The organism is Caballeronia eucalypticola (genome assembly GCF_047608185.1).
In the GTDB taxonomy this organism is placed as follows: Bacteria; Pseudomonadota; Gammaproteobacteria; order Burkholderiales; family Burkholderiaceae; genus Caballeronia.
This window is the reverse complement of record NZ_JBLKRU010000021.1, coordinates 39,144-57,507: the sequence shown is the minus strand read 5'-3', so window position 1 is coordinate 57,507 and position 18,364 is coordinate 39,144. Positions and strand designations below refer to the sequence as shown.

Genomic DNA, 18,364 nt, shown 5'->3' with positions numbered 1-18,364 from the left:
GAAACGTTGTTTAAAGCGGCTTCTTTCGCGGCGCGGCTTTCCTGGCCGGTGCTTTCTTCGCCGCCGCTTTTTTGGCTGCGTGTGGTGCGTCGGCGTCATCAGCTTCCGGCGGCGCGGCGGCGTCGGGCGGTTCTACGTCGTCATCGTCATCGCCATTTTCGTCTTCATCCGTGCTCATGCTCGGCGCTGCCGCGCCGGCATTTTGCTGCGCAATCGCCAAGGCCGCCAGGCTGTTAAATTGCGACTGAAGCATGTTCCACCAGCCCGAAGGATCGAATGAAGCGTCGGTCCCACCGGCTTCACCCGGCGCCTCCGTACCCGGCTGCGGCTCCGCGTCCGCCTTCGGCTTTGTCCTTTCCGGCGGCGGTGCTGGCCACCCGGAAGCAGCCGGCGATGCCGCGGACGAAGCCTGCGTCTTTTCCATCGACGTCTGCGCGAACGCGCCAAACGCACGCAATGTAGCGAGCGTCGCGCGCTGCACTTCAAGCGCCTGAATAGCCGATTGCAGCATGTTCAAGTTGAGCTTGAGCCATTGCTCGACCGCGCGCATGTCCTTGATCCGCTTATCGAGCTCTTCGACGTTCGTGAGCGGCGCCAGCATGTCGGACATCATGGACAGCGACGGAGATCCGCCCGGCGCAGCGGCTGCCGCGAACGGGTTCAGCTTCATCATGTCCCACATCTTTTCCATCATGTCGCCCTGGGGGAAACCGGTCATGCCTGGAAAGCTTCCAAAGGGCGGCGTACCACCGGGCGTATCGGTCATAAGACTTTCTCCTTGATGCTGCGGGTACGTACGAGGTATGAGGGAAACCAAAAGATAACGGATGCCAAACCTAAAACGGCGATCCGCCCGGGAAATCCGGCGCGCGCCGTTCACGCAGTGACTTGATGCCTTCCTGCACATCGGGCCCGGAAAAGCCCATGAATTCGAGCGCCAGCGAGGTATCGAAAGCCGGGCCTGCCGTTCGCAGCCAGTTGTTCAGCGCGTATTTCGTCCAGCGGATGGCCGTTTGCGATCCTTGCGCCAGACGATTCGCGACTTCAAATGCTTTCGTCAGCAATTCGCTTTCGTCCACCGCCAGCGACACCAGCCCGATGCGCTCCGCTTCCTCGCCGCTCACGGGTTCGCATAGCAGCAGGTAATACTTCGCTTTCGCCATGCCGCACAACAGCGGCCACACAATGGCCGCATGATCGCCGGCGGCCACGCCGAGCCGCGTGTGTCCATCGATAATGCGCGCAGTTTTCGCCGCGATGGAAATATCGGCGAGAAGGCCTGCAACCAATCCCGCGCCGACCGCCGGACCGTGCATGGCCGAGACGATCGGCTTGCTGCAGTTGATCACGTTATAAACGAGATCGCGTGCCTCGCGCCAGACGCGCGTGCGGACTTCGAAGTCGGACGCCATCTGTTCGACCAGATGCAGGTCGCCGCCACCCGAAAACCCCTTGCCCTCGCCGCGAATCAACGCTACGCGCGTGTCCGGATCATGATCGATATCGCGCCAGATATCCGCGAGTTCACGATGCATGTTTGCATCGGCCGTCGCGAGTCCGCTCTTGTTCGCGCCCGCACCGTTCATCACGATTTCGAGCAAGCCGTGCTCGTGCCGGCGCAATTCCAGCGACGTGTAATGCGCGTAAAGAGACAGGTCGCTCATGGTCGTGCCTTCGCTCAAAGAAAGATCAACGCGGTTGATAGATCCACTTGCCGTTCTCGATCTCCGCGATCACGCGAGCACGTTGGTCGAGACCGATATGATCGTTCGGCGTCATGTTGACGAGACCGTTCGAGTCCGCAAAATTTTTCGTGTTTTCCAGCGCATCGCGCAAGGCGCCGCGGAACTCGGGCGTGCCCGGCGCGCCGGCTTTCAACGCAATCGGCACCGCGCGGTTCAGCAACATGCCCGCGTCCCACGCATACGATCCGAACGCCGATACCGTGCCTGCGCCGTACTTCGTTTCATACAGCTTGATGTACTCGATCGCGAGACGTTTCGCCGGATGATCGTCGGGCAGTTGCGAGGCGACGAGAACCGGGCTCGTCGGCAAGAACGTACCGTTGCAATCCGCGCCGCACACGCGCAGGAAGTCGCGATTGCCCGTGCCGTGGTTATGATAAATCGTGCCTCTGTAACCGCGTTCTTTCAACGTCTTCGGCGGCAGCGCAGCAGGCGTTCCCGCTGCGCCTACGACCACCGCGTCGGGCTTGGCGGCCATGATTTTCAACACCTGGCCGGTGACGCTCGTGTCCGTGCGGTTAAAGCGCTCGTTGGCGACCATCGTGATGTGGTGAAGCTGCGCGAACTTCGCGACCTCTGCGTAAAAGGTCTCGCCGAGCGCATCGGCCTGGCCGATGTACGCCATCGTTTTCACGCCATGATTGCTCGCATGTTCGGCAATGGCGGACGCCATCATCGCGTCGGTTTGCGGCGTCTTGAAGACCCAGTGGCGCTTGGCGTCCACCGGTTCAATGATCTTCGATGACGACGCGAGCGAGATCATGGGCGTCTGGCCGTCGGCGACCACATCGATCATCGCGAGCGAGTTCGGCGTAATCGATGAACCGATGATCGCGTCCACGTGATCTTCGGAAATCAGCTTCTTCGTGGTCTGGACAGCTTGCGTGGTGTCGGAGGCATCATCCAGAACGATGTAGTCCACCGGGCGGCCACCCATTTCCTTCGGCAGCAACGCGACGGTATCGCGTGCCGGAATGCCGAGCGACGCCGCCGGCCCCGTCAGCGACAACACCAGCCCAATCTTCACATGCGGCGTCTGCGCCCAGGCGGCCGTTGAAAGTGTGAGTGTGAGTAAGACACCCACGCCCAATTGCCTGACCGTCGCTCCCCATCTGCCGCCTGACTGCATCGAAGTTTCCTTGTCATGGGTGCGCCGACGCCAATTTTCTATAGCGTTTCGACGCAATGCGGCTAAGTGTAGGGCGGCGCAGTATGCGAGCGCATCGGGCGAAACCCCGTACTGGCGGCGTCGCTGATTCACCCGTTATTCGCCCAGCGCCACGACTGACTGATCGATTGCACCGAATATCGACTTGCCGGCTTCATCGAATATTTCGATCTTCACGCTGTCGCCGAACTTCATGAACTCCGTTGTCGGCGCACCGTGTTCGATGGTCTCCAGGCAACGCTTCTCGGCGATACAGCAGTAACCGCGCTTCGTGTCCTTGTTCGAGACCGTGCCCGAACCGACGATCGATCCCGCACGCACATTGCGTGTTTTCGCCGCGTGCGCGATCAATTCGCCGAAGTTGAACACCATGTCCGTGCCGCAATCGGGCTGGCCGACTTTCTTGCCGTTCCAGTGGACGATCATCGGCCGATGCACACGGCCTTCGCGCCACGCATCGCCCAGTTCGTCGGGCGTGACCGCGACCGGCGAAAACGCCGTGGCCGGCTTGCTCTGGAAAAAGCCGAAACCCTTGCCGAGTTCACCCGGAATCAGGTTGCGCAGCGAAACGTCGTTGACCAGCATGAGGAGGCGGACGTGCCTGAGAGCGTCGGCGGGTTTGACGGCCATCGGCACATCGGTGGTGATCACGGCCACTTCGGCTTCGAAGTCGATGCCATATGCCTCCGATGCACACACGATATCGTCTTCTGGTCCCAGCAAATCGTCGCCACCGCCTTGGTACATCAGGGGATCGGTCCAGAATTCGGGCGGCATTTCCGCTTTGCGGGCGCGTCGCACGAGTTCGACGTGGTTCACGTAAGCCGAGCCGTCGGCCCACTGGAACGCGCGCGGGAGCGGCGCCATGCAGGCTTTGGGGTCGAAGGCGAACGCGTGGCGCGCGCGGCCCTGGTTCAGCGAATCCGAGAGATCGAGCAATTGCGGCGCGTAAAAAGTCCAGTCGTCGAGCGCGCGTTGCAGCGTCGGCACGATCGCGTCGGCAATCGCCGCCGTGCGCAAATCACGCGATACAACGACCAGTTGGCCGTCGCGGGTTCCGTCCTTCAGCGTGGCAAGTTTCATAAACCGTTTTGTACGTTTAGTGACGATGGAGGAAATCTATTTTACGATGGTGAATCACGTCGGGGCGGTTTTGCGATGATTCGGGCGGTTACCGGTTGCCGTCGCCACCTTACCGTCGCTCGGTTGTATAGCTCCAATAAACCGCTTACGCGCCTCCGACCAACCCTTGTTTTGTGAACCGGCTTGCGCCGTTATCGATTTCTCCATGCCCTCTCCCAGCCGTCCCGGATCGTCCACGCTGCCCTTATCGGAACAGGTCGAAGCCGATGATGCCCTCGACCTCGCTGACTCCACGGACTCGAACGAGACTGCCGACGCCGCCGAGGAAAAGTCCCGCTCCGGCATCCAGTCGATCGAAGTCGGCTTCCGCCTGCTCGACGTGCTGACCAACGAGCCTCGCGCCATGATGCTGCGCGATCTCGCCCAGCGCGCCGGCATGAGTCCTGCGAAAGCCCATCGATACCTGGTGAGTTTCCTGCGGCTTGGCGCGGTCTCGCAGGACCCGGTATCCGGGCGCTATGAACTCGGTGGCTTCGCGTTACAGATGGGGTTGGCGCGGCTTGCCCGTGTCGATGGCGTCAAGCTCGCGCGCATCGCGCTGACGGGGTTGCGGGACCGGCTGGACCTGACGGTGGGTATCGCGGTGTGGGGGAATCAAGGGCCGACTGTCGTGCACTGGATGGAGTCGAGCTATCCCGCGAAGGCATCGTTGAAACTAGGCGATGTCATGCCGCTGTTGTCATCGGCGACGGGTTTGCTGTTTGCCGCATGGCTGCCGCGCAGCAAGACGCAAGCGATGCTCGATCGCGAGCTCACCGCCACGCGGCAGTCGATGGCGGATATTGAACCGGTGCTCGCCGAGATCCGTGCGCACGGTGCGGCGCGCGTGGAAGGCATGTTGCTGCCGACCATCCATGCGTTCTGCACGCCGGTGTTCGACTCAACCGGCGATCTCGCGCTCGGGTTGATTGCACTGGGCCAGGAAGGATCATTCGATACCCGCTGGGGCGGCGACATCGACACCGCCTTGCGCGAATGTGCCGGACAACTTTCCTACGAACTCGGGTATAAACCGGGCGAACGATAAGACCTGAGAATCGTACGATGCTCACGCGTGCGGAACATCGCAGCGTGCCCGCGAGTCATATGCGTTTCGCGTGCTTTTCACGATCGTTGCCGATTGTTTTCCCTGCAGCGTTTTACTGCTTGCCCGACCACGCGCGTTTCCGAGCTAGCCGATGCCGTTCTCCCTGCTTCGCCGCCGTCGCGCCCTTTCAGGCGCATCGTCCGATTATTCATCCGCCGACCATCCCCTTCGATGGGTCGTGTGGCTGGTCGTGCTGCTTGTTGTTCTAGCACTGCATTGGATAGCCGGACGATGGGTAGAGAGGAGCCGGAACGCATCGAATCCGGTGCCGGCTGAACATGTGCCGGTGCAGGTCGAATTGCTGACACCCAAGCCGATAGCGCAAGCGCCGAAGCCTGTCGCGCCGCCTCCGCCGGCTCCCAAACCTAAGCCCGTACCCAAGCCGGTGCCGCAACCCCAGCCCACGCACGCCATCACGACACCACAAACCGAACAGGTGGCGCAGGCGGCGCAGGCAGCTCAAGCCGCACAGGCTGAACAAGCAGCTCAAGCTGCCCAAGCCGCCGCGAAAGCAGCAAGTGACGCAGCAGCGTCTCAAGCAGCGGCCGCCGCTGCCAAAGCCGCAGTGACCGGCGATAAATTCAGCGTTCCACCTTCGGGCGAACTTCGTTACGACACGCGGATCAACGGCGTGATGAACCAGGTCGGCAACATCCATTGGGTCAACGACGGCCAGCACTACGAGATGGTCGTCTCCATCCCGTTGCCGTTTGTCGGACCGTATGTGTATTCGAGCAAGGGTCACATCGACGGCTTCGGCATTGCACCCGAGCAGTATTCGGAGCAACGTGGCCGCCGCGCTGCCGACATCACCGTCTTCGATCGCACCACGAAACAACTGGTCTATACGCGCACGCCGAACAACCAGCCGCTTGCCGATGGCGCCGAAGACCGTTTCAGCGTGGTCATGCAGTTATCGAGTTTGGTACGCGGCTCGCCTGACACCTACAAGCCCGGTGTAGTGCGTCAATTCAGCGTAGCTGATAACGACAGCAACGAGATCTGGCCGATAGAAACCGTCGGCGATGAAAACGTGCAGACCGCCGACGGCAACGTGGAGGCTCGCCATTTCACGCGTCTGCCACGACGCGAAGGCGATCGCCGGCGTCTCGACATCTGGCTTGCGCCCACGCTGGGCTGGCTACCCGTGCGTATTCTGCAGACGGAGCCGAATGGCATGCAGATCGAAATGCTCTGGCGCGGCAAGCTGGAAGCTCCGTCAGCCACGCCGGGCCAATCCAGTGCGGGCACGCCAGATGCGTCTGTAGACGCAGAACCTGCCGCACCCGTCGCCGATAAACCCTGACATCGGCTCGATTTAACGCAGGCTTAAGTCTGGCCGCTTATGCTTGGAGACATAAAGATTCGACGAAAAACTCCGTTAAACAGGTAATGGCAAAACGTGCGGATGTTGATGGTTGGTGATGATTGGGGATGGTTCGATCCCGAACTGATGCCAACCCTGAAGAGAGCCAGTATGGGGCTGTCGACACCGGTTAAAACGCCCAAGCGGGTTGTTTGCCTTAGATGCAGAGTAAAGCGGTGATAGATTCAATCAAGAATGCAGGATTCGCAAAACTTTGTGCTTTACATCTGTTCTTAGTAGAAGAAACACAGCGTTTCAGGGCACTTCTGGAAACATTTTTGCGGGAGAATGTGTCTAACAAAGGTCCTCGATGGGCTTTCGGTCTCAACGTCGAGGCCACCCCTTGAATTCCAACCTAAACGCTCAATGTAAGACGTTGAAACGCCTTACGGGCAAACAGGAATAAGGAGTGTCGCCATGCAAATGATCTACAACAGCCCTAACTATTGTGTAGTCGAATTCCCGCCGCAGGACAACCATCTCGCGATGAAAGCGGGCGGTTACGAGATCGTGGACAAGACCATGCAACGCGAAATTTTCATCGACGGCGCACTCGCTGCCCGTTTTCGCGAGCATGTCCAGAAGTTAATGCAAGAAGAGCAATCGTTGGAAGACGTGGACGAGTTCCTCGGCCAGTTCGACATCTTGATGAACCAGCCGGTGATCCTTCACTAAAGGTTGCACGCAGGGTTCCACGCAGCCTTGCAGTAAGAACACCCAGCGACACCCCCTGAAAACCCCGCCATGAAAGTGGCGGGGTTTTTTGTTCATGGCGCTTGATTGCCCGGCGTTTTGGAAAGCGCCATAAGAAAGCGGTCGTGCCCCACTACAGATACAATGTTGGGCTATTTAAGCCTGTTTGGAGCCATGTGAATCATGAATCCGTCCCTCGAAACTGCCGCCCCGAAATCTGCCGCAGAGCGCCGCCCGTACACGCGCGGCGCCGTGTTGCCTGCGCTTTTGCAACAGCGCATTCTCATTCTCGACGGCGCGATGGGCACCATGATCCAGCGCTACAAACTCGACGAAGCCGGGTATCGTGGAGAACGTTTTGCCGATTATCCCCGCGATATCAAGGGCAATAACGAGTTGCTGTCGATCACGCAGCCGCATGTGATCCGTGAGATCCATGACCAGTATCTGGCTGCCGGCGCGGATATTCTCGAGACGAACACCTTCGGTGCGACGACAGTGGCGCAGGCCGATTACGGCATGGAATCGCTGGCGGTCGAAATGAACATGCAGTCGGCGAAGCTGGCGCGCGAGGCTTGCGACAAGTACTCGACGCCGGACAAGCCGCGCTTTGTCGCGGGCGCGATCGGACCGACGCCCAAGACCGCGAGCATCTCACCGGACGTTAATGATCCTGCCGCGCGCAACGTGACATTCGACGAACTGCGCCAGGCGTATTACGAGCAGGCGAAGGCGCTGATGGATGCGGGCTGCGATCTGTTCCTGGTTGAAACCATCTTCGATACGTTGAACGCAAAGGCTGCGTTATTCGCGCTCGATCAGTTGTTTGAAGACACAGGCGAACTGTTGCCGATCATGATTTCCGGCACGGTGACTGACGCGTCGGGTCGAATCTTGTCGGGACAGACGGTCGAGGCATTTTGGAACTCGCTGCGTCATGCGCGGCCACTCACGTTTGGTTTGAATTGCGCGTTGGGCGCGGCGTTGATGAGGCCGTATATCGCTGAATTGTCGAAGCTCTGCGACACGTATGTATCGTGTTATCCGAACGCGGGTTTGCCGAATCCGATGAGTGATACAGGCTTCGATGAAACCCCCGATGTCACGTCGAGCTTGCTGAAGGAATTTGCGCAAGCGGGATTGGTGAATCTGGCGGGCGGATGCTGCGGCACGACGCCGGAACATATCGCGGAAATCGCGAAGGCGTTGGCCGATGTAAAGCCACGGAAGTGGCCGTCGCATTATCGTGAAGCTGCCTGACTGCCCGACACGAAATACAAGCCCTTCGACAAGACCATCACGCTGCAACGCCCAGAGACACCATGACCGATCACACCATGCGCCTTTCCGGCCTCGAGCCGTTCAACGTCACCGACGGTTCGCTCTTCATCAACGTGGGCGAGCGGACTAACGTGACGGGATCGAAGGCGTTCTCGCGCATGATCCTCAACAACCAGTTCGACGAAGCGCTGGCCGTCGCGCGCCAGCAAGTCGAAAACGGCGCGCAGATCATCGACATCAACATGGACGAGGCCATGCTTGATTCGAAAGCGGCCATGGTCCGGTTCCTGAACCTGATCGCGTCCGAGCCGGATATCTCGCGCGTGCCGATCATGATCGACTCGTCGAAATGGGAAGTGATTGAAGCAGGCTTGAAATGCGTGCAGGGCAAGGCGGTCGTGAACTCGATCTCGCTGAAGGAAGGCGAAGACGCGTTCCGCCACCACGCCACGCTGATTCGCCGCTACGGCGCCGCAGCCGTCGTGATGGCCTTCGATGAAGACGGCCAGGCCGACACCTACGAACGCAAGACGCAGATCTGCAAGCGCTCGTACGATTTCCTCGTGAACGAAGTCGGTTTCCCGCCGGAAGACATCATCTTCGATCCGAACATCTTCGCTATCGCGACGGGCATCGAAGAGCACAACAACTACGCCGTCGACTTCATCAACGCCACGCGCTGGATCAAGGAAAACCTGCCGCACGCGAAGATCAGCGGCGGCGTGTCGAACGTGTCGTTCTCGTTTCGCGGCAACGATCCGGTGCGCGAAGCCATCCATACGGTGTTCCTCTATCACGCGATTCAGGCGGGCATGGACATGGGGATCGTGAACGCGGGGCAGCTCGGCGTGTACCAGGATCTCGATCCCGAACTGCGCGAACGCGTGGAAGACGTGGTGCTGAATCGTCGCGATGACGGCACGGATCGTCTCCTCGAAATCGCCGATAAATTCAAAACCGGCGCCGCGAAGAAAGAAGAGAACCTCGAATGGCGCAACCAGCCTGTCGATCAACGCCTGGCTCACGCGCTGGTTCATGGCATCACGAACTTCATCGTGGAAGACACCGAGGAAGTCCGGGCGCGCATTGAAGCGGCCGGCGGCCGGCCGATCAACGTGATCGAAGGGCCGTTGATGGACGGCATGAATATCGTCGGCGACCTGTTCGGCGCGGGCAAGATGTTCCTGCCGCAAGTGGTCAAGTCGGCGCGCGTGATGAAGCAAGCCGTGGCGCATTTGATTCCGTATATAGAGGAAGAAAAGCAGCGCATGGCTGATGCCGGCGAAGACGTCCGGCCGAAGGGCAAGATCGTGATCGCGACCGTGAAGGGCGATGTGCACGACATCGGCAAGAACATTGTCTCGGTCGTACTCCAGTGCAATAACTTTGAGGTCGTCAACATGGGCGTGATGGTGCCCTGCGCGACCATCCTCGCGATGGCGAAGGAGCAAGGCGCGGACATCATCGGCTTGTCGGGGCTGATTACCCCGAGCCTTGAGGAAATGGCGTACGTCGCGTCGGAAATGCAGCGCGACACCTATTTCCGCGACAAACAAACGCCGCTGCTGATCGGCGGCGCAACCACGTCGCGCGTGCATACGGCCGTGAAGATCGCCCCGCACTACGATGGCCCGGTGGTCTATGTGCCGGACGCATCGCGGTCGGTATCGGTGGCGTCGAGTTTGCTCTCCGATGACGGCGCGAAGAAATACCTCGAAGACCTGAAGACGGACTACGAACGCATCCGCACGCAGCACGCGAACCGCAAGGCCACGCCGATGGTCACCTACGCCGAGGCGCGCGCGAACAAGACGAAACTCGATTGGGCGAGCTACGTGCCGAAGAAGCCAACCTTCATCGGGCGTCGCATCTTCAAGAACTACGATCTCGCGGAGCTGGCGAATTACATCGACTGGGCGCCATTCTTCCAGACCTGGGATCTTGCCGGTCCGTATCCGGCCATTCTCAATGACGAGATCGTGGGTGAATCCGCGCGGCGTGTTTTCTCCGATGGCAAGTCGATGCTCTCACGCATCATCCAGGGCCGCTGGCTGCAGGCGAACGGCGTGGTGATGCTGCTGCCGGCGAACACGGTGAACGACGACGACATCGAGATCTATACCGACGATACCCGCACGCAAGTCGCCATGACATGGCGCAATCTGCGGCAGCAAACGGTGCGGCCGATCGTGGATGGCGTGCAGCGTTCCAACCGCTCGCTCGCGGATTTCATCGCGCCGAAGGACTCGGGCGTGGCGGATTACATCGGCATGTTCGCAGTGACAGCGGGCCTGGGGGTCGACAAGCGCGAAAAGCAGTTCGAAGCCGATAACGACGACTACAGCGCGATCATGTTGAAGGCGCTGGCCGATCGCTTCGCCGAAGCTTTCGCCGAAGCGCTGCACGCACGGGTGCGTCGCGAGCTGTGGGGTTACGCGGCCGGCGAAACCCTCGACAACGCCGCGATGATTGCGGAAAAGTATCGGGGAATTCGTCCGGCGCCGGGTTATCCGGCGTGCCCCGATCATCTGGTCAAACAGGACATGTTCGATGTGCTGCAAGCGAACGAAATCGGCATGACGGTGACCGAGTCGCTCGCCATGTTGCCGGCCGCGAGTGTGTCGGGCTTTTACATCGCGCATCCGGAGAGCACGTACTTTTCGGTCGGCAAGATCGCCGACGATCAAGTGGAAAGCTTCGCGCAACGCATGGCGATTTCGAAGAACGATGCAGAACGCGCGTTGGCGCCCTTACTGTAGGCAAAAATCCGGTAGTGGCAAATACAGCAAATACCGGGAATCACAAAGACGCAATATTGGCGAAGTCTATTACGGTTATTTTGACTTTCCTTACACTCGAAGGCGTGCAAAGACCGTCATGGCGGCGGTCACGCATTCCTTCTATCGTCACGGAGAAAGTCGAAAATGAACAAGCTGACGCCTGTACTCGCTGTTGCTATCGCTGTGCTGTTCACGTCGGGAAGTCCGGCTGCCTTCGCGCAGGGCAACGCCAAGCCGGGCACGGGCGCAAGCTCGAGCACCGCGTCGAGCTATTCGCCGCCTATCCAGGAGCACAAGAAAAAGCCCCGCAAACCGCGTGCGAAGAAAGGCGCGAGCGCGCCGGCAGACGGAGCGTCGTAATAAAAGCTGCAGCCCACGTATTCGTCGGAATAAAAAAACCCGCATCGGCGACGAGGCGGGTTTTTTTAATGCCGACTTAATTCCTGTCAGGTTACGCGTGGCTCACACGCCCCACAGGATGTCGCCGTCTGCCTGATGGGCGAGGCGCATCATGTCGAGGAACGGGTACGCGCGTTGTGCCAGACCGACGGGAATCTCGTGCGGTTCATGGCCGGGCTCGCCTTCGTGGAAATGGCCGTCGTGTTCGGCGCGTTCCTGTTTGTCCGATGCAACCGCCGACTCCAGCTTCTGGATGCATTCAGGGAGCTCTTCATGCGTAATGACGCCACGCTCGCCAAGCCGCTTACCAACGATGCCGAGGAGGTAATCGGCAAGGTTGTCCAGCATTTGAACGTCGGGTGCTGCTCTGGTTTTGAATGTGATCAACATGGCAAGGTCCTTTCCCTTTTGTTGGCCTTTTGTGGCTAGTGAGCGAGATGCGCCAAGCGTGGTAACAACCCAGGCCACCATCACACGCCGGCGCATTGTTTTAATTCCTGACTTCTTTCCCCGACTCGACCCTGATTCGACATATTAGCACCTGCTAAAATCCCGATTTACCCGAGCAAATGTTGCGCCGGTTACAAAACCCCGGTTTTGGCGGTATCGCTGGAAACGGCGCGGGCCATGACTTTGGACACGCATAGAAAGGCGTACATACCGTTTCGACCGAGTGTCCAGGGGTTTCCCCCGCGCCCGAACGAGTGGAAGTCAGCCCAAGCGTGAGCAAGACGCGGCCCCGAATTGCCGTAATGGATTGAAACTGGACTGAAATTTTTGAGCACGGATCACGTCGGCAGTTAACGCTCAATCGACGCCCGGTTACGCGTTTTCCCCGCATTCCTGGCAAACACGTGGATTGAAGCCTCGGCATCGAAGAAACGAAGCATCGCTGCATCGCACCAACAGCCCTATTACCGGATTTAAGAATCAGCATGCTGCCCGCACAAAAACACACACTCGAAACGCTGCTCGCCGATGCGGTCAAGCAGGTCGTACAGGCGTCGCAAGGCGCATCGGAAGCGAACTTCGTCGAGCCGGTGATCGTGCTCGAACGCCCGAAAGTTGCGGCGCACGGCGACGTCGCGTCGAACGTCGCCATGCAGCTCGCCAAGCCGCTGCGCGCAAATCCGCGCCAGCTGGCGCAGCAGATCGTGGATGCAGTGCTCGCGCTGCCGGCTGCGCAGGGTCTGGTCGATGCAGCCGAAGTCGCCGGTCCGGGGTTCATCAACTTGCGGCTGGCGGCAGCGGCGAAACAAGCCGTGGTGCCGGCAGTGATTGTGGAAGGCGCGCGCTACGGCTACAACGCCCGCGACGAAGGCAAGCGCGTGCTGATCGAGTTTGTCTCGGCGAACCCGACCGGGCCGCTGCACGTAGGTCACGGCCGGCAAGCCACGCTCGGCGATGCATTGGCGAACCTGCTCGGCACGCAAGGCAACGCGGTGCATCGCGAGTTCTACTACAACGACGCAGGCGTGCAGATCGGCAACCTGGCCACATCGACGCAATTGCGCGCGCGCGGGTTCACGCCAGACGACAAGGAATGGCCGAACAACGCGTACAACGGCGAGTACATCGCGGATATCGCCCGTGACTATCTGGCTGGCGCGACGGTGGCGGCCAAGGACGGCGCGCCGGTGACGGCGAAGGGCGATGTGGATGACATCGACGCTATTCGCGTCTTTGCCGTCGCGTACCTGCGTCACGAACAGGATCTGGACCTGACCGCGTTCGGCGTGGACTTCGACCAGTTCTACCTGGAGTCGTCGCTGTACAACGAAGGCCGCGTGCAAGGCACGGTCGATGCGCTGATCGCCGCCGGCAAGACCTACGAGCAGGACGGCGCGCTCTGGCTGCGCACGACCGACGACGGCGACGACAAGGACCGCGTGATGCGCAAGTCCGACGGCACCTACACGTATTTCGTGCCGGACGTCGCGTACCACGTGGCGAAGTGGCAACGCGGTTTCACCAAGGTCATCAACGTGCAGGGCTCGGACCACCACGGCACCATCGCGCGTGTTCGGGCGGGGCTGCAGGGGCTTGGCATTGGCATTCCGAAGGGCTATCCCGACTACGTGCTGCACAAGATGGTCACGGTCATGCGCAATGGCGTGGAAGTGAAGATATCGAAGCGCGCGGGCAGCTATGTGACGGTGCGCGACCTGATCGAATGGTCGGGCGGCATGACGCCGGGCGAGGAAGTTGCACCGGATCAGATCGATGAAGACACCATTCGCCGCGGCCGCGACGCCGTGCGTTTCTTCCTGATCTCGCGCAAGGCCGACACCGAATTTGTCTTCGATGTCGACCTCGCGCTCAAGCAAAGCGACGAAAACCCGGTGTATTACGTGCAGTACGCGCACGCCCGGATCTGCACGATCCTCGGCGACTGGAAGACGAAATACGCCGGCAATGCCGACACATTGCCGACCGTCGATCTCTCGCCGCTTTCGAGCGAACGGGCGATGGCGCTGCTGAACAAGCTCGCCGAGTATCCGGACATGCTCTCGCACGCCGCCGACGAACTCGCCCCGCACGCGGTCGCGTTCTACCTGCGTGACCTCGCGGGCGAATTCCACTCGTTCTACAATGCGGAGCGCGTGCTAGTGGAGGAAGACGGCGTGCGCAATGCGCGCATTGCGTTGCTCGCCGCTACGAGGCAAGTGCTCGAGAACGGCCTCGCGCTGATCGGCGTGTCCGCTCCCGTCAAGATGTGATTGCCTTGGCCGGGCACGTCCGGTGCGTCCGGCGTGTCCTGGGCCGGATGTGCGACGGCGCATGACTTAACGCAACACGACGCAACACAGCGCAATACAACACCCAGGCAACGCCAAACCGCGCGCAAGGCCGCCGTTATAATCGACGGCCATTCAGAAGACTTTTTGCAGGTTATTCATACGATGGCAAAACCACGCAGCACGTCGAAGCAGTCGAAGCAAACCGGGGGCACTTTCCTCGGTATCGTGCTGGGCTTGATTGTCGGCCTTGCAATTGCAGTGATCGTGGCGCTGTACATCACGCGCGCACCCACGCCGTTTGTCGCGAAGGTCGCGCCGGCGCCAACGGACACGAACTCCGCGCCCGCCACCACGGGACAGCCGTACGACCCGAACCGGCCGCTGCAGGGCAAGACGCCTGGCCAGGCCGTGCCGCAAGCCGCGCAGCCCGCGCCGCCGAACACCGCGCCTGGACAGACGAACAACCAGACGCAGTCGTCGGGCGTGCAGGACGAGCCGGAGATACTGGAAGTGCCGCCATCGGCTGCGAACGGTACGGCGGTTGCGCCGAAGCCGGCGACCGTGCCGCCGGTTGCGAACGCGCCGGGCGGTTCATCGAGCGCAACACCTGCGAAGAAGCCGGCTGATGCGCAAGCGTCATCGACGGCCAAGGTCACGCCACCCGCACCCGGCGATGCAAACACGGGCTATTTCCTGCAGGTTGGCGCGTACAAGACCCAGGCCGATGCCGAACAGCAGCGCGCACGGCTAGGCTTCCAGGGTTTTGAGTCGAAGGTCACGCAACGCGATGCAGGCAACGTCACGTATTTCCGCGTGCGGATTGGGCCGTTCACGAAGTTCGAAGACATGAACAACGTGCGCCAGCGGCTATCGGACGCAGGCGTGGACACCGCGGTCATCCGCTTCTCGAAGCAGTGAACGCGTAGTAGACCCCGCAACCCGCGCGGCCTTTTGTATCAGGCTGGCGCGGGTTGATAGCATGAAGGCCATCAACGCCGGTGAGCAGAGCAGCCACCAGCGGCCCGGCACAGCCGGTTTAAGCCTCCTTTAAGCGTCGTGTGTTCCCCTTTCGCGTCTCCACGCCCTTTCTCGGTCATTATGAAAAAATTCTTCAGCGCCCTCGCTCTCTCCCTCGGCCTCGCGGCCGGCACCCTGAGCGCCATGAACGTGGCGCACGCATCGCCGGCAGCGCCTGTTGCAGGCACCGACTACACGGTGCTGCAAACTGCTCAACCGGTGGACGCGCAGGGCAAGATCGAAGTGATCGAGTTCATGTGGTACGGCTGCCCCCACTGCAACGAATTCGACCCGTATCTGGAAGCGTGGATCAAGAAGCAAGGTCCTGATGTCGTGTTCAAGCGTGTGCCGGTTGCTTTCCGCGATGACTTCATCCCGCACTCGAAGATGTATCACGCACTCGATGCACTCGGCCTCGCCGACAAGCTCACGCCTGCCGTGTTCAACGAAATCCACGTGAAGAAGAACTATCTGCTGACGCCGGAAGCGCAGGCTACGTTCCTCGCGACGCAAGGTGTCGATAAGAAGAAGTACATGGACGCGTACAACTCCTTCTCGACGCAAAGCGATCTTCAGCGCGACACCAAGCTGATGCAGGACTACAAGATCGACGGCGTGCCGACGCTCGCCATCCAGGGCAAGTACGAGACGGGTCCGGCCACGACGAACAGCCTGCCGGGCACGATCCAGGTCCTCGATTTCCTGATCGCCCAGATTCGCGCGAAGAAGATGTAAAGGCGTGAGCGCCGCTATGAAGGACACGCCGGGCAATGGCAGGGATGCCGAGCCAGCCCGGCTGAGAGTTTTCATCACCGGCGCATCCAGCGGCATTGGCCTCGCGCTCGCCGAGGAATATCTCCGGCGCGGTGCGGTGCTTGGCCTCGTTGCCCGTCGTGGCGACACCCTCGCGGCATTCGCCGCGCGCTTCCCCTCCCATTCCATCTCGATCTATCCTGCCGACGTCCGCGATGCCGCCGCGCTTGACCACGCCGCAGCGCAGTTCTGTGCGCAGCATGGCGGCGCCGATATCGTGATCGCCAATGCCGGCGTCAGCCGTGGTGTGTTGACCGGTCATGGCGACCTCGATACCTTTCGCGACGTGATGGATATCAACTACTTCGGGATGATCGCCACGTTTGAGCCGTTCGTCGCGCGCATGGTCGAAGAACGACGCGGAACGCTGGTGGGCATTGCGAGCGTGGCGGGCATTCGCGGATTACCGGGTTCGGGCGCGTATAGCGCGTCGAAATCGGCGGCATTGAAGTATCTCGAATCGCTGCGGATCGAGATGCGGCCGAAGGGGGTATCGGTGGTGACCATTGCGCCGGGTTACATCCGCACCGCGATGACCAAGCACAATCCGTATCCGATGCCCTTCCTCATGGACGCCGATGTATTCGCCGCCAAGAGCGCCGATGCTATCGAGGCGAAGAAAAGGTTTGCGACGTTTCCCTGGCAGATGCGCGTCGCCGGCGCGATCCTGCATGTGCTGCCGCGATGGCTGTACGACCGCTTGATGGAGAAGGCGCCGAGGAAACCACGAGGGGGGGAATGATCGCCTCCATAAAAACAAAGCCCGACGCAGACACGCGCCGGGCTTTGTTACTTTTGCTCGTTGCCTCGAAGCTATCGAGGCGATGGAAGTGAACTTAAAACGCTATGTACGGTGCATTCCCGTTGGTGTTAAAGCCGAAATAAACATATCGGCCGAAGAAGAATGGCAGGCCGAAGTCGAACAGCGTCGGGATTGAGCCAATACTCCCGGCCAGTCCATTAAGCGCGTAGTTCGTGCCGCTTGCAGCCAGCGTCTGGGCGTTCTGGACCGTGAAATTCACCGTGCCCGTCGTGTTGTTCAACCCGGAAACAGTCGCCGAAAGCGGCGTCGGATTGGCCGGGCAATAGAAGTCCGTGAACGTGGATGTGCAGGTCGGCAACGTACTGTCGGTGAAGAAGAGGCCGTTCGAACCCGAATCGATAATGGTCGTAACCGCCGTCCCCTTATAGTTGCCCATCAGGTTGCCAAAAGCCGTCGACTGATACGACGTCGCGCCCGTCAACGTATTGTTGCTCTGCGTCCCAATGCCGAATACCAGCGTGCCCGTGGCCGACGCCGCCGACGTCGTCACCGGCGGCAATTGCACGATCACACCGTTGTTGTTCACCGCGAACTTCGTCACCGGATTCACCACTTGCTGCGCCATCCCGACGGCAACGGCCGAACAGTTGGTCCCGCTCGGGCAGGAGTAGTAATTACTGGTCGCGGCGTTCGTGCAGTCCGAACCGCAATCGGTCGCCGCAACGCCTACGCCAAGAATCCCGTTCGCGCCCAGTTGCCGCGACGTGCTCTCGTTGCTGCCGTTGACACAGCCATTGAGCGGCACGGTGGAATCAGGCAAATCGCCCACGATCTGGATTGGAATCCCGCTCGCCGTTTCGCCGCCAATCTTTACATCGGCGGTACGCACGGTGCCCCATGTGAAGCCATCGGCGAATTGCGTGCATTCGGCCAGCTGTCCGCCGCTCGTCGACGCGTTCACCGGCAGGCTGCCCATGATCTGCGTTGCCGCGTCGCTTGCCAGACGCAGGCCGTACGAGCCGGTATCGAGCTGGATATTGTCGATGGTCTGGCACGTGCTCGTGCCGGGCGCGCACACAGTGACCGAGACGTTCGGGATATTGACGAAGTTATGTGCACCCGGACCTACGGTGATCGGCACCGTGTTCGACGCCGTGGACGCGATCGGCTGCGCGTTGGGGCCGTTACTGCTACCGCCGCTGCTGCCACTGCTACCGCCGCCACCGCTTACGGAACTGTTGCCTGAATCGCCGCCCCCGCCGCCGCAGGCCGCGAGTAACACGGACACGCTCAGCACGGCGAGCCAGCGGATCAGGCCCGAACGCAAGGTCGGATTGGACGAGGAAATCGTCGGACGCATAGTGAAAG

The 18,364-nt window shown here is 60.6% G+C and carries 16 protein-coding genes; 10 read left to right on the top strand and 6 right to left on the bottom strand.

Features of this window, described 5'->3' with window-relative positions:
- Positions 1-10: 10 nt before the first annotated feature.
- The 4 genes from ACMX25_RS23135 to ACMX25_RS23120 all read right to left on the bottom strand — a co-directional run bounded on the left by ACMX25_RS23135 (position 11) and on the right by ACMX25_RS23120 (position 3,996).
- Positions 11-766: a PhaM family polyhydroxyalkanoate granule multifunctional regulatory protein gene (locus ACMX25_RS23135; RefSeq protein WP_414952387.1), complete on the bottom strand. Its 756-nt coding sequence runs from the start codon at positions 764-766 to the stop codon at positions 11-13.
- Positions 767-836: 70 nt separating this feature from the next.
- On the bottom strand, positions 837-1,664 hold the full coding sequence (locus tag ACMX25_RS23130) for an enoyl-CoA hydratase/isomerase family protein (RefSeq protein ID WP_414952386.1): 828 nt from the start codon (positions 1,662-1,664) through the stop codon (positions 837-839).
- 25 nt (positions 1,665-1,689) lie between these two features.
- Positions 1,690-2,874: an ABC transporter substrate-binding protein gene (locus ACMX25_RS23125; protein ID WP_414952385.1), complete on the bottom strand. Its 1,185-nt coding sequence runs from the start codon at positions 2,872-2,874 to the stop codon at positions 1,690-1,692.
- Between the two features lie 135 nt (positions 2,875-3,009).
- On the bottom strand, positions 3,010-3,996 hold the full coding sequence (locus tag ACMX25_RS23120; protein WP_414952384.1) for a fumarylacetoacetate hydrolase family protein: 987 nt from the start codon (positions 3,994-3,996) through the stop codon (positions 3,010-3,012).
- Positions 3,997-4,201: 205 nt separating this feature from the next.
- On the opposite strand from ACMX25_RS23120, the gene ACMX25_RS23115 reads away from it, so the two are divergent.
- From ACMX25_RS23115 to ACMX25_RS23090, 6 genes are all read left to right on the top strand, one after another.
- Positions 4,202-5,083 carry an IclR family transcriptional regulator gene (locus tag ACMX25_RS23115; protein WP_414952383.1) on the top strand — a complete coding sequence of 294 codons (882 nt, stop codon included), beginning with the start codon at positions 4,202-4,204 and terminating at the stop codon, positions 5,081-5,083.
- A gap of 151 nt (positions 5,084-5,234) precedes the next feature.
- Positions 5,235-6,449 carry a DUF3108 domain-containing protein gene (locus ACMX25_RS23110; protein ID WP_414952382.1) on the top strand — a complete coding sequence of 405 codons (1,215 nt, stop codon included), beginning with the start codon at positions 5,235-5,237 and terminating at the stop codon, positions 6,447-6,449.
- 477 nt (positions 6,450-6,926) lie between these two features.
- Positions 6,927-7,184, top strand: coding sequence for a BTH_I0359 family protein (locus ACMX25_RS23105; protein ID WP_056358215.1), 258 nt, complete (start codon positions 6,927-6,929; stop codon positions 7,182-7,184).
- A 201-nt stretch (positions 7,185-7,385) separates the two neighbouring features.
- Positions 7,386-8,462 carry a homocysteine S-methyltransferase family protein gene (locus tag ACMX25_RS23100; protein ID WP_414952381.1) on the top strand — a complete coding sequence of 359 codons (1,077 nt, stop codon included), beginning with the start codon at positions 7,386-7,388 and terminating at the stop codon, positions 8,460-8,462.
- A 14-nt stretch (positions 8,463-8,476) separates the two neighbouring features.
- On the top strand, positions 8,477-11,242 hold the full coding sequence (gene metH / locus ACMX25_RS23095) for a methionine synthase (RefSeq protein ID WP_414952450.1): 2,766 nt from the start codon (positions 8,477-8,479) through the stop codon (positions 11,240-11,242).
- A 165-nt stretch (positions 11,243-11,407) separates the two neighbouring features.
- Complete coding sequence (locus tag ACMX25_RS23090; RefSeq protein ID WP_414952380.1) at positions 11,408-11,623, top strand: hypothetical protein; 216 nt, start codon at positions 11,408-11,410, stop codon at positions 11,621-11,623.
- 102 nt (positions 11,624-11,725) lie between these two features.
- Here ACMX25_RS23090 and ACMX25_RS23085 read toward each other — a convergent pair whose 3' ends face one another.
- Positions 11,726-12,052: a DUF1840 domain-containing protein gene (locus ACMX25_RS23085; RefSeq protein WP_414952379.1), complete on the bottom strand. Its 327-nt coding sequence runs from the start codon at positions 12,050-12,052 to the stop codon at positions 11,726-11,728.
- A gap of 545 nt (positions 12,053-12,597) precedes the next feature.
- Between ACMX25_RS23085 and argS the strand changes: the two genes are divergently transcribed.
- The 4 genes from argS (at position 12,598) to ACMX25_RS23065 (ending at position 16,975) form a co-directional block, all read left to right on the top strand.
- Positions 12,598-14,382, top strand: a complete 1,785-nt coding sequence (gene argS, locus ACMX25_RS23080; RefSeq protein ID WP_414952378.1) for an arginine--tRNA ligase — start codon at positions 12,598-12,600, stop codon at positions 14,380-14,382.
- A gap of 183 nt (positions 14,383-14,565) precedes the next feature.
- Positions 14,566-15,321, top strand: coding sequence for an SPOR domain-containing protein (locus tag ACMX25_RS23075; RefSeq protein ID WP_414952377.1), 756 nt, complete (start codon positions 14,566-14,568; stop codon positions 15,319-15,321).
- A 180-nt stretch (positions 15,322-15,501) separates the two neighbouring features.
- Positions 15,502-16,155: a thiol:disulfide interchange protein DsbA/DsbL gene (locus ACMX25_RS23070; RefSeq protein WP_414952376.1), complete on the top strand. Its 654-nt coding sequence runs from the start codon at positions 15,502-15,504 to the stop codon at positions 16,153-16,155.
- Between the two features lie 16 nt (positions 16,156-16,171).
- The gene (locus ACMX25_RS23065) at positions 16,172-16,975 is read left to right on the top strand and encodes an SDR family oxidoreductase (RefSeq protein WP_414952449.1); all 804 of its coding nucleotides are present in this window, start codon (positions 16,172-16,174) and stop codon (positions 16,973-16,975) included.
- A 94-nt stretch (positions 16,976-17,069) separates the two neighbouring features.
- Here ACMX25_RS23065 and ACMX25_RS23060 read toward each other — a convergent pair whose 3' ends face one another.
- The gene (locus tag ACMX25_RS23060) at positions 17,070-18,356 is read right to left on the bottom strand and encodes a DUF3443 domain-containing protein (protein WP_414952375.1); all 1,287 of its coding nucleotides are present in this window, start codon (positions 18,354-18,356) and stop codon (positions 17,070-17,072) included.
- Positions 18,357-18,364: the final 8 nt, after the last annotated feature.

Bases quoted from the DNA above. Each gene is read 5' to 3' on its own strand.
- ACMX25_RS23130 (WP_414952386.1), bottom strand. From the start codon at position 1,664: ATGAGCGACCTGTCTCTTTACGCGCATTACACGTCGCTGGAATTGCGC.
- ACMX25_RS23100 (WP_414952381.1), top strand. From the start codon at position 7,386: ATGAATCCGTCCCTCGAAACTGCCGCCCCGAAATCTGCCGCAGAGCGC.
- ACMX25_RS23075 (WP_414952377.1), top strand. From the start codon at position 14,566: ATGGCAAAACCACGCAGCACGTCGAAGCAGTCGAAGCAAACCGGGGGC.
- ACMX25_RS23135 (WP_414952387.1), bottom strand. From the start codon at position 766: ATGACCGATACGCCCGGTGGTACGCCGCCCTTTGGAAGCTTTCCAGGC.
- ACMX25_RS23070 (WP_414952376.1), top strand. From the start codon at position 15,502: ATGAAAAAATTCTTCAGCGCCCTCGCTCTCTCCCTCGGCCTCGCGGCC.
- ACMX25_RS23105 (WP_056358215.1), top strand. From the start codon at position 6,927: ATGCAAATGATCTACAACAGCCCTAACTATTGTGTAGTCGAATTCCCG.
- argS (WP_414952378.1), top strand. From the start codon at position 12,598: ATGCTGCCCGCACAAAAACACACACTCGAAACGCTGCTCGCCGATGCG.
- ACMX25_RS23085 (WP_414952379.1), bottom strand. From the start codon at position 12,052: ATGTTGATCACATTCAAAACCAGAGCAGCACCCGACGTTCAAATGCTG.
- ACMX25_RS23090 (WP_414952380.1), top strand. From the start codon at position 11,408: ATGAACAAGCTGACGCCTGTACTCGCTGTTGCTATCGCTGTGCTGTTC.
- ACMX25_RS23115 (WP_414952383.1), top strand. From the start codon at position 4,202: ATGCCCTCTCCCAGCCGTCCCGGATCGTCCACGCTGCCCTTATCGGAA.
- ACMX25_RS23060 (WP_414952375.1), bottom strand. From the start codon at position 18,356: ATGCGTCCGACGATTTCCTCGTCCAATCCGACCTTGCGTTCGGGCCTG.
- ACMX25_RS23120 (WP_414952384.1), bottom strand. From the start codon at position 3,996: ATGAAACTTGCCACGCTGAAGGACGGAACCCGCGACGGCCAACTGGTC.
- ACMX25_RS23110 (WP_414952382.1), top strand. From the start codon at position 5,235: ATGCCGTTCTCCCTGCTTCGCCGCCGTCGCGCCCTTTCAGGCGCATCG.
- ACMX25_RS23125 (WP_414952385.1), bottom strand. From the start codon at position 2,874: ATGCAGTCAGGCGGCAGATGGGGAGCGACGGTCAGGCAATTGGGCGTG.
- ACMX25_RS23065 (WP_414952449.1), top strand. From the start codon at position 16,172: ATGAAGGACACGCCGGGCAATGGCAGGGATGCCGAGCCAGCCCGGCTG.